Origin of the sequence: Mycobacterium sp. 2-64 (assembly GCF_035918375.1) — a bacterium.
In the GTDB taxonomy this organism is placed as follows: Bacteria; Actinomycetota; Actinomycetes; order Mycobacteriales; family Mycobacteriaceae; genus Mycobacterium; species Mycobacterium intracellulare.
In genome coordinates this window covers 3,791,188-3,804,221 of the sequence record NZ_CP142361.1, presented here as the reverse complement: position 1 = coordinate 3,804,221, position 13,034 = coordinate 3,791,188, and the positions used below count along the sequence as shown (strand labels likewise).

Annotated in this window: 10 protein-coding genes; all 10 read left to right on the top strand. The window is 69.7% G+C overall.

Annotated features, from left to right (window positions below; translation table 11 throughout):
• The first annotated feature begins 94 nt into the window (after nucleotides 1-94).
• Nucleotides 95-1,354 carry a saccharopine dehydrogenase family protein gene (locus tag QGN31_RS17695; protein WP_009955950.1) on the top strand — a complete coding sequence of 420 codons (1,260 nt, stop codon included), beginning with the start codon at nucleotides 95-97 and terminating at the stop codon, nucleotides 1,352-1,354.
• A 58-nt stretch (nucleotides 1,355-1,412) separates the two neighbouring features.
• Nucleotides 1,413-4,061 (top strand): valine--tRNA ligase, encoded by a 2,649-nt coding sequence (locus QGN31_RS17690; RefSeq protein WP_014384170.1) that lies wholly within the window; start codon nucleotides 1,413-1,415, stop codon nucleotides 4,059-4,061.
• The gene (gene folC / locus QGN31_RS17685; protein WP_009955948.1) at nucleotides 4,058-5,527 is read left to right on the top strand and encodes a bifunctional tetrahydrofolate synthase/dihydrofolate synthase; all 1,470 of its coding nucleotides are present in this window, start codon (nucleotides 4,058-4,060) and stop codon (nucleotides 5,525-5,527) included. The genes QGN31_RS17690 and folC overlap by 4 nt, the downstream gene beginning before the upstream one ends.
• A gap of 44 nt (nucleotides 5,528-5,571) precedes the next feature.
• Complete coding sequence (locus QGN31_RS17680) at nucleotides 5,572-5,874, top strand: DUF4233 domain-containing protein (protein ID WP_263645441.1); 303 nt, start codon at nucleotides 5,572-5,574, stop codon at nucleotides 5,872-5,874.
• A 21-nt stretch (nucleotides 5,875-5,895) separates the two neighbouring features.
• On the top strand, nucleotides 5,896-6,306 hold the full coding sequence (gene ndk / locus QGN31_RS17675) for a nucleoside-diphosphate kinase (RefSeq protein WP_014382181.1): 411 nt from the start codon (nucleotides 5,896-5,898) through the stop codon (nucleotides 6,304-6,306).
• Nucleotides 6,307-6,649: 343 nt separating this feature from the next.
• Nucleotides 6,650-9,520, top strand: coding sequence for an Rne/Rng family ribonuclease (locus tag QGN31_RS17670; protein ID WP_083862991.1), 2,871 nt, complete (start codon nucleotides 6,650-6,652; stop codon nucleotides 9,518-9,520).
• Between the two features lie 214 nt (nucleotides 9,521-9,734).
• Nucleotides 9,735-10,046 (top strand): 50S ribosomal protein L21, encoded by a 312-nt coding sequence (gene rplU / locus QGN31_RS17665; RefSeq protein ID WP_009953572.1) that lies wholly within the window; start codon nucleotides 9,735-9,737, stop codon nucleotides 10,044-10,046.
• 13 nt (nucleotides 10,047-10,059) lie between these two features.
• A complete protein-coding gene (gene rpmA / locus QGN31_RS17660) occupies nucleotides 10,060-10,326 on the top strand; it encodes a 50S ribosomal protein L27 (RefSeq protein ID WP_008255217.1) in 267 nt (88 codons plus the stop codon).
• A gap of 90 nt (nucleotides 10,327-10,416) precedes the next feature.
• Nucleotides 10,417-11,916: a GTPase ObgE gene (obgE, locus tag QGN31_RS17655; protein WP_014384173.1), complete on the top strand. Its 1,500-nt coding sequence runs from the start codon at nucleotides 10,417-10,419 to the stop codon at nucleotides 11,914-11,916.
• Nucleotides 11,913-13,016, top strand: a complete 1,104-nt coding sequence (proB, locus tag QGN31_RS17650) for a glutamate 5-kinase (RefSeq protein ID WP_014384174.1) — start codon at nucleotides 11,913-11,915, stop codon at nucleotides 13,014-13,016. The genes obgE and proB overlap by 4 nt, the downstream gene beginning before the upstream one ends.
• The last annotated feature ends 18 nt before the right edge of the window (nucleotides 13,017-13,034 follow it).

Sequence of the window (13,034 nt, the reverse complement as noted above, 5' to 3'; positions counted from 1 at the left end):
ATATAAGCCGCACATATAAGGAGTGCCGGGCCCCGTGCCCGGCACTCCTTGTCTCCAGCGGTCGCCACCCCCGTAGTCGGGTAGCGTCGGGCCCGTGACCGCAACGCCGCGCGAATTCGACATTGTGCTGTACGGGGCGACCGGCTTCGTCGGGAAGCTCACCGCCGACTACCTGGCCCGCTCGGCACCGGACAAACGGATCGCCCTGGCCGGCCGGTCGCCCGACCGGCTGCGCGCCGTCCGCGACACGCTGAGCGAAACCGCGCGGTCGTGGCCCGTCCTGAACGCGGACGCCTCATCGCCCTCGACGCTGAACGAGATGGCGGCGCGCACCCAGGTCGTCATCACCACGGTCGGGCCCTACACGCGCTACGGGCTGCCGCTGGTGGCCGCCTGCGCCGCGGCGGGCACCGACTACGCCGACCTGACCGGGGAGGCGATGTTCGTCCGCGACAGCATCGACCAATTCCACAAGCAGGCCGCGGATACCGGCGCCCGCATCGTGCACGCGTGCGGATTCGATTCCGTGCCTTCGGACCTCAGTGTGTATGCGCTGTACCGCGCGGCGCGCGACGACGGCGCCGGCGAGCTCGCCGACACCGACCTGGTGGTCCGTTCCTTCTCGGGCGGGGTGTCCGGCGGCACCGTCGCGTCGATGCTGGAGGTGCTCGACACCGCGTCCCGCGATCCCGAGGCCCGCCGCCAACTCGCCGACCCGTACACGCTCAGCAGCGACCGCGGCGCCGAACCCGACATCGGTCCGCAGCCCGACCTGCCCTGGCGTCGCGGTCGTCGGATCGCGCCGGAACTGAGCGGGCTGTGGACCGCGGGCTTCGTCATGGCGCCCTACAACACCCGGATCGTGCGGCGCAGCAACGCACTGCTGGACTGGGCCTACGGCCGCCAGCTGCGCTACAGCGAAAGCATGAGCCTGGGCTCGTCGCCGATCGCGCCGGTGGCCTCCGCCGTGGTCGGCGGGGTGGGCGCCGCGACCTTCGGGTTGGGCAGCCGCTATTTCCGGCTCCTGCCGCGCCGGCTGGTGGAGCGCATCGTGCCCAAACCGGGCACCGGCCCGAGCGAGTCCGCCCGCGAGCGCGGCTACTACCGCATCGAGACCTACACCACCACCAGCACCGGGGCCCGCTACGTGGCGCGCATGGAACAGCGCGGCGACCCGGGCTACAAGGCGACGTCGGTGCTGCTGGGGGAGTGCGGCATGGCGCTGGCATTCGACCGTGACAAGCTCCCGGACCTGCACGGCGTCCTCACGCCCGCCGCCGCGATGGGCGACGCGCTGCTGGACCGGTTCCCCGCCGCGGGTGTGTCCTTGCAGGTTGAACGGCTCGCGGGGTGACCCGGCTCACGGTTCGGGCACTTACACGAGGGTAAACGGCGCTCCCTAGAATTGACGGGTGACCGCCAGCCCCAGCCCCGCCACCGACCTGCCCAAGTCGTGGGATCCCGCTGCGGCCGAGGGCGCGATCTACCAGAAGTGGGTCGACGCCGGATACTTCGCGGCGGACCCGGCCAGCGCCAAGCCCGGCTACTCGATCGTGTTGCCGCCCCCGAACGTGACCGGCAGCCTGCACATGGGTCACGCGCTCGAACACACCATGATGGACGCCCTGACCCGCCGAAAGCGGATGCAGGGATATGAGGTGTTGTGGCAGCCGGGAATGGACCACGCCGGCATCGCCACCCAGAGCGTGGTGGAAAAGCAGCTCGCGGTCGACGGCAAGACCAAGGAGGACTTCGGCCGGGAGCTGTTCGTCGAGAAGGTCTGGGACTGGAAGCGCGAGTCCGGCGGCGCCATCGGCGGCCAGATGCGCCGGCTCGGCGACGGGGTCGACTGGAGCCGCGACCGGTTCACCATGGACGAGGGCCTGTCGCGGGCCGTCCGCACCATCTTCAAGCGGCTCTACGACGCCGGGCTGATCTATCGGGCCGAGCGGCTGGTCAACTGGTCGCCGGTGCTTCAGACCGCGATTTCCGACATCGAGGTCGACTACCTCGACGTCGAGGGCGAGCTGGTGTCGTTCCGCTACGGCTCGCTCGACGACTCGCAGCCGCACATCGTGGTCGCGACCACCCGGGTCGAGACGATGCTCGGCGACACCGCGATCGCCGTGCACCCCGACGACGCGCGATACCGCCACCTGGTCGGCACCACACTGGCGCATCCCTTCGTCGACCGTGAGCTGGTCGTCGTCGCCGACGAGCACGTGGACCCCGAATTCGGTACCGGCGCAGTCAAAGTCACGCCCGCACACGACCCGAACGACTTCGAGATCGGGCTGCGGCACGGGTTGCCGATGATCTCGATCCTGGACACCAAGGGCCGAATCGTCGATACCGGAACGCAATTCGACGGGATGGACCGCTTCGAGGCCCGCGTCGCGGTCCGCGAGGCGCTGGCCGCCGAGGGCCGCGTCGTCGAGGAGAAGCGACCATACCTGCACAGCGTCGGGCACTCCGAGCGTAGCGGTGAACCGATCGAACCGCGGCTGTCGCTGCAGTGGTTTGTCCGCGTCGAGTCGCTGGCCAAGGCGGCCGGCGACGCGGTGCGCAACGGCGACACCGTGATTCACCCCGCAAGCCTGGAGCCGCGTTGGTTCGCCTGGGTCGACGACATGCGCGATTGGACGATCTCGCGGCAGCTGTGGTGGGGCCACCGCATCCCGATCTGGTACGGGCCCAACGGGGAGCAGGTGTGCGTGGGTCCCGACGAGACGCCGCCGGAAGGCTGGGAACAGGACCCCGACGTGCTGGACACCTGGTTCTCCTCGGCGCTGTGGCCGTTTTCCACCCTGGGCTGGCCGGACAAGACCCCCGAGCTCGAAAAGTTCTACCCCACAAGCGTTCTGGTTACCGGCTACGACATCTTGTTCTTCTGGGTGGCCCGGATGATGATGTTCGGCACGTTCGTCGGCGACGACGACGCCATCACCCTGGACGGTCGCCGCGGCCCGCAGGTGCCGTTCACCGATGTCTTCCTGCACGGGCTGATCCGCGACGAATCCGGGCGCAAGATGAGCAAGTCCAAGGGCAACGTCATCGACCCGCTGGACTGGGTGGAACTCTTCGGCGCCGACGCCCTGCGGTTCACGCTGGCCCGCGGCGCCAGCCCGGGCGGTGACCTGGCGATCGGCGAGGACCACGTCCGGGCGTCGCGCAATTTCTGCACCAAGCTGTTCAACGCCACCCGCTTCGCGCTGCTCAACGGCGCGCAGCTGGCGCCCCTGCCCCCGCCGGCCGAACTCACCGACGCCGACCGATGGATCCTCGGGCGACTGGAAGAGGTTCGCGCGGAAGTCGATTCGGCGTTCGACAACTACGAGTTCAGCCGCGCCTGCGAAGCGCTCTACCACTTCGCCTGGGACGAATTCTGCGACTGGTACGTGGAATTGGCCAAGACGCAACTGGCCGAGGGGGTCGCGCACACGACGGCGGTGCTGGCGGCGACGCTGGACACCCTGCTGCGGCTGCTGCACCCGGTGATCCCGTTCATCACCGAGGCCCTCTGGCAGGCGCTGACCCACAACGAGACCCTGGTGATCGCCGACTGGCCGCAGCCGTCCGGGATAGCCCTGGATCAGGTTGCCGCGCAACGCGTTACCGACATGCAGAAGCTGGTGACCGAGGTGCGCCGGTTCCGCAGCGATCAGGGGCTGGCGGACCGCCAGAAGGTGCCGGCCCGGATGACGGGCGTCGAGGGAGCCGATCTGGGCACCCAGGTGAGCGCGGTGACGTCGCTGGCGTGGCTGACGGCCGCCGGGCCGGAATTCCGCCCGTCGGCGTCGGTGGAAGTCAGGCTGAGCGGCGGCACCGTCGTCGTCGAACTGGACACCTCGGGCACCATCGACGTCGCCGCCGAGCGTCGCCGGCTGGAAAAGGATCTGGCCGCGGCCCACAAGGAGCTGGCGTCGACCACCGCCAAATTGGCCAACGAGGACTTCCTGGGCAAGGCCCCCCAAAACGTCGTCGACAAGATCCGGGACCGTCAACGCCTGGCCCAGGAGGAAACCGAGCGGATCAACGCGCGGCTAGCCGGGCTGCAATGACCGAGCCGCCCGAGTGGGCCGAGGACCCCGAAGTTCCCGGCGCGGTTCCCACCCCGGACCCGACCCCGGACGAGATCGCTGCCCTGTTGCAGGTCGAGCACCTGCTGGACCAGCGCTGGCCCGAAACCAAGATCGAGCCGAGCCTGACCCGGATCAGCGCGCTGATGGACCTGCTGGGTTCACCGCAATTGGCCTACCCGTCGATCCACGTCGCGGGCACCAACGGCAAGACCTCGGTGGCCCGGATGATCGACGCGCTGATCACCGCGCTGCACCGGCGCACCGGGCGCACCACCAGCCCGCACCTGCAATCGGCGGTGGAACGCATCTCGATCGATGCCAAGCCGATCAGCCCCGCGCAGTACGTGGCGACCTACCGCGAGATCGAGCCGTTCGTGCAGATGGTCGACGCGCAATCGCAGGCCGCCGGCGGGCCCGCGATGAGCAAGTTCGAGGTGCTGACCGCGATGGCGTTCGCCGCGTTCGCCGACGCCCCCGTCGACGTCGCCGTGGTCGAGGTGGGGATGGGTGGGCGCTGGGACGCCACCAACGTGATCAACGCCCCGGTGGCGGCCATCACCCCGATCGCCCTCGACCACGTCGACTACCTGGGCGACGACCTCGCCGGCATCGCGGGGGAGAAGGCCGGCATCATCACCCGGGCGCCCGAGGGCGCACCCGACACCGTGGCGGTCATCGCGCGTCAGGCGCCCGAGGCGATGGAAGTGTTGTTGGCCCAAACCGTTCAAGCCGACGCCGCGGTGGCCCGCGAGGATTCGGAGTTCGCCGTGCTGGGCCGCCAGGTCGCCATCGGCGGGCAGGTGCTGCAGCTGCAGGGGCTGGGCGGGGTGTATTCCGACGTCTACCTGCCGCTGCACGGAGAACACCAGGCGCACAATGCGGCCCTGGCGCTGGCCGCCGTCGAGGCCTTCTTCGGCGCCGGCGCGCAGCGTCAGCTCGACGTCGAGGCGGTTCGCGCGGGTTTCGCCGCCGTCGTCAGCCCGGGCCGGCTGGAGCGGATGCGCAGCGCGCCCACTGTGTTCATCGACGCCGCGCACAACCCCGCCGGTGCCGCCGCGCTGGCGCAGACGCTGGCGGGCGAATTCGACTTCCGCTATCTGGTAGGGGTGCTCAGCGTGCTGGCCGACAAGGACGTCGACGGCATCCTCGCCGCCCTGCAACCGGTGTTCGACGCCGTCGTGGTCACCCACAACGGGTCCCCGCGGGCGGTCGATGTCGAATCGCTGGCCCTGGCGGCGCGCGAGACGTTCGGGCCCGACCGGGTGAGCACCGCCGAGAACCTGCGCGACGCCATCGACGTCGCGACCGCGCTGGTCGACTCCGAGGTGGAGGGGGCCGCGCTCGACGGCCACGCCGAGGACTTCTCCGGGACCGGGATCGTCATCACCGGCTCGGTCGTCACCGCCGGCGCGGCGCGCACCCTGTTCGGGCGTGATCCGCAGTGACCGACCAGAACCGGCCCGACCCCTGGCGCAGCTTCGGCGCGGTGATGGCCCTCACGCTGTTTCTGGAAGCGATCGTGGTGCTGCTCGCGATCCCGGTGGTGGGCGCGGTCGGCGGAGGCCTCACGACGGCGTCGCTGGCCTACCTGATCGGCCTGGCCGTACTGCTGATCCTGATGGGCGGGGTGCAGCGCAAACCCTGGGCCATCTGGGCCAACCTCGGAGTGCAGGTGATCCTGCTCGCCGGCTTCGCCGTGTATCCCGGCGTGGGGTTCATCGGCGTGTTGTTCACCGGGTTGTGGGGCTTGATCGCCTACTTCCGGGCCGAGGTCCGGCGCAGGCAGGGGTAGCCCGGCGGTACGCTGTCCGCCGTGACCGAACGGACATTGGTACTGATCAAGCCGGACGGCGTCCAGCGACAGCTGGTGGGGGAGATCATCGGCCGGATCGAGCGAAAAGGCCTCACCCTCGCCGCGCTGATACTCCGGCACGTCAGCCAAGACCTCGCCGCCCAGCACTACGCGGAACACGAGGGCAAGCCTTTCTTCGAGTCGTTGCTGGCATTCATCACCTCGGGGCCGGTGGTCGCGGCCATCGTGGAGGGACCGCGCGCGATCGCGGCGTTTCGGCAGCTCGCGGGCGGTACCGACCCGGTCGAGAAGGCGATCCCCGGCACGATCCGGGGCGATTTCGGGCTCGAGACGCAGTTCAATCTGGTGCACGGCTCGGATTCGATCGAGTCGGCCAAGCGAGAAATCGGGCTCTGGTTTCCCGACGCCTAGAGCTGCGACGATCGTCCCCGCGGCGCGTTGCGGACCGGGGTTCGTCCGACCGGGCTGCATCAGGTGTGGCTTGGGCGCCGACGTGATGTGGGATACTGATGTCGGGTGAACGTCGCCGGACCGGCGTCAGACACCCGAATGAAGACTTAGACAAGCGCGACCATAGCCCCGTCGCCTTGGTTCGCTGCATGTCAGGCCGTCATTCAGCACGGCGCCGAGTGGGTTCTAACCTGAGCCGCTCGGGGCGAGACCATCACAAGCCCGGGAGAAGTGACCCGGGCCCATAGCGAAGCCCTCGCGTGGCCGCGTCGCAACGACGCGCCCGGGGGCTTGAGGAGAATACGTGGTAGACGGTGCACCAACTGCAGACCCATCAGAAGAATCGGCCCGGTCCGGGGAGCTGCCCGACCGGTTGAGGGTCCATTCGTTGGCCCGGACGCTGGGAACCACCAGCAAACGGGTCCTGGACGCGCTCAGCGAGCTGGACGGGCGGATTCGCAGCGCACACTCCACCGTGGACCGCGCCGACGCGGTGCGGGTGCGTGACCTGCTGGCCGCCCAGGCCCAGGAATCCCCGGACGCCGCCACCGAACCCGTCGTGGATGCCGGCGAACCCGAATCCCGGCTGATGCTGGAAACCCCCGACAACGCCGCCGAGCGGCCGCATTACATGCCGCTCTTCGTCGCGCCGCAGCCACTGGACAGCGACGATGACACCGACACCGACACCGACACCGACACCGACACCGACGAGGGTGCCGACTCCGACGATTCCGACGGCGACGACGACGAGCAGGTCGACCGCCCGTCGAACCGGCGGCGCCGTCGCGGCCGCCGGGGCCGCGGCCGCGGGCGCGGCGAGCAGGGCGGACCCGAGGGCCAGAACGACGGCGACGACGACGACGAGCCGCAGGGCCGGGGCAAGAAGGGCGCCCAGTCCGACTCCGGCGATTCCGACGACGCCGACGACGAGGACTCCGACGACGGCGACGACTCCGAGGGCGGTGACGACGGTTCGGCGGATGGTGGCAGCCGTCGCCGCCGCCGGCGCCGGCGCCGCAAATCCGGATCGGGCGACGACAACGACGAAGGGCCTTCACCCGACGACCCGCCCAACACGGTCGTGCACGAGCGGCCGCCCCGCAATGGCAAGAACGGCGGCGACGGCGGCAGCGCGAGCAACGAGATCAAGGGCATCGACGGCTCGACTCGGCTGGAGGCCAAGCGCCAACGACGCCGCGACGGCCGCGACGCCGGGCGGCGCCGCTCCCCCGTGCTGACCGAGGCCGAATTCCTGGCCCGCCGCGAGGCCGTCGAACGCGTCATGGTCGTCCGGGACCGGGTCCGCAGCGAGCCGCCACACCAGGGTTCGCGGTATACCCAGATCGCCGTCCTCGAGGACGGCATCGTCGTTGAGCACTTCGTGACCTCGGCCGCGTCGGCGTCCCTGGTCGGCAACATCTACCTCGGCATCGTGCAGAACGTGCTGCCCTCGATGGAGGCGGCCTTCGTCGACATCGGCCGCGGCCGCAACGGCGTGCTCTACGCCGGCGAGGTCAACTGGGAGGCCGCCGGACTCGGCGGGTCCGACCGCAAGATCGAACAGGCGCTCAAGCCCGGCGACTATGTCGTCGTCCAGGTCAGCAAGGACCCGGTCGGGCACAAGGGGGCGCGGCTCACCACGCAGGTGTCGCTCGCGGGCCGCTACCTGGTCTACGTGCCGGGGGCGTCGTCGACCGGGATCAGCCGAAAGTTGCCCGACACCGAACGCCAGCGCCTCAAGGAGATCCTGCGCGAGGTGGTGCCGTCCGACGCGGGGGTGATCATCCGGACCGCGTCCGAGGGCGTCAAGGAAGACGACATCCGCAACGACGTCACCCGCCTGCAGGAGCGCTGGAAGCAAATCGAGGCCAAGGCCATCGAGATCAAGGAGAAGGCCGCCGGGGCCGCCGTGGCGCTCTACGAAGAGCCCGACGTGCTGGTCAAGGTCATCCGCGACCTGTTCAACGAAGACTTCGCGGGCTTGGTCGTCTCCGGGGACGAGGCCTGGAACACCATCAACGAATACGTGAATTCCGTTGCGCCCGACCTTGTTTCGAAGCTGAGCAAATACGAGCCGCCCGCCGGGCCGGACGGGTCGAGCGGGCCGGACGTGTTCGCCGTGCACCGCATCGACGAGCAGCTGGCCAAGGCGATGGACCGCAAGGTCTGGCTGCCCTCGGGCGGCACCCTGGTGATCGACCGGACCGAGGCGATGACGGTGGTCGACGTCAACACCGGCAAGTTCACTGGCTCCGGGGGGAACCTCGAGCAGACGGTCACCAAGAACAACCTCGAGGCGGCCGAGGAGATCGTGCGCCAACTGCGGCTGCGCGACATCGGCGGCATCGTCGTCATCGACTTCATCGACATGGTGCTGGAATCCAACCGCGATCTGGTGCTGCGCCGGCTCACCGAGGCGCTGGCCCGTGACCGCACCCGCCATCAGGTGTCCGAGGTGACGTCGCTCGGTTTGGTGCAGCTGACCCGCAAGCGGTTGGGCACCGGACTGGTCGAGGCCTTCTCGACGTCGTGCCCGAACTGTGGCGGCCGCGGCATCCTGCTGCACACCGACCCGGTGGATTCGGCCCCGTCGAACGGCCGCAAGTCCGAGTCCGGGGGCCGGCGCGGCCGGCGCAAGAAGAACAAGGCCGAGGAGCCGGTCGTGGCCAAGGTGCCCGTCCATTCGCCCGGCGAGCACCCGATGTTCAAAGCGATGGCGGCCGGCTCGTCCACGCAGACGGCATCCGAGGACGACGAATCCGACGAGGCCACCGAGGAAACCAGCGACGAGTTCGACGAGAAGAAGGCGCGGCGCGACGAGGACGTCTCCGACACCGACCAAGAGGACTTCGACGACACCGACGACGACTCGGACGACGATTCCGACGACGACTCGGACGACGACACCGACGACGACTCGGACGACGATTCCGACGACGACTCGGACGACGACTCGGATGACGACGACCTCGATGACGAGGAAGACCTGGGCGACGACGACGAGGACCTCGAACTCGACGACGACGACGACCTGGACACCGAGGACTCCGACGATTCCGACGATGACGACGGCGGTTCGGCCACGGCGGACCAGGGCGGCCCAACCCAGGGCCGCCCCCGGCGCCGACGCGCGGCGGGCAGGCCCGCCGGGCCGCCGATCCACGCGGACTGAGCCCCGACAGCCAGGTCGTGTCCGGTTTGACCCTGTAGCCGCTGGTCACGTACCCTTGGACAGTTGTCGTCAGGCCGGGCGACTAAGCTTTGGCCGGCGGCAGCGGGACTCCCGGGGAATCGGAGCAGGCCCGCAACCCAGACCCACCACGTGCACCGCGGCTGGTTCGCGCGCGACGCGCCGAGCAGCGGCTAGAAGAAGGAGCAGAGCAACGATGGCGACCTACGCAATCGTCAAGACGGGCGGCAAGCAGTACAAGGTCGCCGTCGGGGACGTGGTCAAGGTCGAGAAGCTCGACTCTGAGCCGGGTTCGAATGTGTCGCTGCCGGTCGCACTGGTGGTGGACGGCGCCAAGGTGACCACCGACGCGGCGGCGCTGGCCAAGGTCGCGGTCACCGGCGAGGTGCTCGAGCACACCAAGGGCCCCAAGATCCGCATCCACAAGTTCCGGAACAAGACCGGCTACCACAAGCGTCAGGGCCACCGTCAGCAGCTGACGGTCCTGAAGGTCACCGGCATCAAGTAGTAAAGGCGAAGGCATGGCACACAAGAAGGGCGCTTCTAGCTCGCGCAACGGTCGCGATTCCGCCGCACAGCGGCTGGGCGTGAAGCGATTCGGCGGCCAGGTCGTCAAGGCCGGCGAGATCATCGTTCGTCAGCGCGGCACCAAGTTCCACCCGGGCGTTGGTGTCGGGCGCGGCGGCGACGACACGTTGTTCGCCAAGGAAGCCGGCGCCGTCGAATTCGGAATCAAGCGCGGCCGCAAGACCGTCAACATCGTCGCGGCCGGACAAGCCACCGACTGAGCGCCGCGAGCGTGCACCCACTGCGATAATTCGAGGCAATTCTCGCAGTAGCCGCACGTTCGGCGAGCGAGACGGGTGAGAGGACCCACGATGCCTCGGTTCGTCGACCGCGTCGTCATCCATGCGCGCGCCGGTTCCGGGGGCAACGGCTGCGCCTCGGTCCATCGCGAGAAGTTCAAGCCACTCGGCGGCCCCGACGGCGGCAACGGCGGCCGCGGCGGCAGCATCGTCTTCGTCGTCGATCCCCAGGTCCACACCCTGCTCGACTTCCATTTCCATCCCCACGTCACCGCGCCGTCGGGCAAGCAGGGGATGGGCAGCAACCGCGACGGCGCCGCCGGCGCCGACCTGGAAGTCAAAGTCCCCGACGGAACCATCGTCCTCGACGACAACGGCCGGCTGCTGGCCGACCTGGTGGGCGCGGGCACCCGCTTCGAAGCCGCCGCCGGTGGTCGCGGCGGCCTGGGCAACGCCGCGCTCGCCTCCCGCGCGCGCAAGGCTCCCGGTTTTGCGCTGCTGGGTGAGCAGGGCGAGACCCGCGACCTGACGCTGGAACTCAAGACCGTCGCCGACGCCGGCCTGATCGGCTTCCCGTCGGCCGGCAAGTCGTCGCTGGTGTCCACCATCTCGGCGGCCAAACCCAAGATCGCCGACTACCCCTTCACCACGCTGGTCCCCAACCTCGGCGTCGTGTCGGCCGGCGAGCACACCTTCACCGTCGCCGACGTTCCCGGCCTGATCCCCGGCGCCTCGCAGGGCCGCGGCCTGGGCCTGGACTTCCTCCGGCACATCGAGCGATGCGCCGTGCTGGTGCACGTCGTCGACTGCGCCACCGCCGAGCCCGGCCGCGACCCGATCTCCGATATCGACGCGCTCGAGGCCGAACTCGCCGCGTATACGCCCACCCTGCGGGGGGACGCGACGCTGGGCGATCTCGCCGACCGGCCCCGCGCGGTGGTGCTCAACAAGATCGACGTCCCCGAGGCGCGCGAGCTCGCCGAATTCGTTTACGACGAGATCGCCGAGCGCGGATGGCCGGTGTTCTTGGTGTCGACCGTCGCGCGAGAAGGTCTGCAGCCATTGATCTTTGGGCTGTGGACGATGATCTCGGAATACAAGGCCGCCCAACCCGAGATCGTGCCGCGCCGCCCGGTGATCCGTCCGATCCCCGTCGACGACAGCGGCTTTCGCGTCGAGCCGGATCCGCAGCAGCCGGGCGCCTTCGTGGTCAGCGGCGCGCGGCCCGAACGCTGGGTGCGTCAGACCAACTTCGACAACGACGAGGCCGTGGGGTATCTCGGCGACCGCCTGGCGCGCCTCGGAGTCGAGGAGGAACTGCTGCGGCTGGGTGCGCGCGCGGGGTGCGAAGTGACCATCGGCGACATGACGTTCGATTGGGAGCCGCAAACGCCTGCGGGACAGCAGGTTACGTTGTCGGGCAGGGGAACCGACGCGCGGCTCGAGCGCAGCGAGCGGGTCGGGGCCGCGGAGCGCAAGGCCGCCCGGCGGCAGCGCCGCACCGGCGACGATGCAGAGCGCAGCGATGCGGAGGGGCGGCGCAGAACCAGAGGCGGCGGTGAGGAGTCATGACCCCGCAGCGCGACGCCATCCGGAACGCGCGCAGCCTGGTGGTCAAGGTGGGCACCAACGCGTTGACCACCGAAGCCGGCGTATTCGACGCCGGCCGGCTGGCCGGTCTCGCCGACGCGATCGAGACGCGGATGAAGGCGGGCACCGACGTCGTCATCGTGTCCTCGGGTGCCATCGCCGCCGGCATCGAACCTCTCGGATTGTCCCGTCGCCCACGGGATTTGGCGACGAAGCAGGCCGCGGCCAGCGTCGGTCAGGTCGCGCTGGTGAATTCGTGGAGTGCCGCGTTTGCCCGGTACGGCCGCACGGTCGGGCAGGTGCTGCTGAGCGCGCACGACATTTCGATGCGCGCCCAGCACACCAACGCTCAGCGCACCCTGGATCGGCTGCGGGCCCTGCATGCGGTGGCCATCGTCAACGAGAACGACACGGTGGCCACCAACGAGATCCGGTTCGGCGACAACGACCGGCTTTCGGCGCTGGTGGCGCACCTGGTCGGCGCCGAGGCGCTGGTGTTGTTGTCCGACATCGACGGGCTGTACGACTCCGATCCACGCAAAACCGAAGGCGCCCGGTTCATCCCGGAGGTATCGGGTTCGGCGGATCTGGTCGGTGTGATCGCCGGGCCCGGCAGTGATTTGGGCACCGGCGGCATGACCTCGAAGATGTCGTCGGCGCTGCTGGCCGCCGACGCCGGCGTCCCGGTGCTGCTGGCCGCGGCGTCCGATGCCTCGACCGCGCTCACCGACGCGTCGGTCGGCACTGTGTTCGCCGCGCGGCCGGCCCGGATGTCGGCGCGGCGGTTCTGGGTGCGTTACGCCGCCGAGGCCGCCGGCGCGCTGACCCTCGACGAGGGGGCGGTGCGCGCGGTCGTCGGGCAGCGCCGCTCGCTGCTGCCCGCGGGGATCACCGCGGTGTCCGGCCGGTTCTTCGGCGGCGACGTCGTCGAATTGCGCGGGCCGGACGCGGCGATGGTGGCCCGTGGCGTGGTCGCCTACGACGCGACGGAACTGCTCACCATGATGGGCCGCTCCACCAGCGAGCTGCCCGGCGAGCTGCGCCGGCCCGCGGTGCACGCCGACGATCTGGTGGCGGTGTAGCAGAGCCCGGCGCGGTCC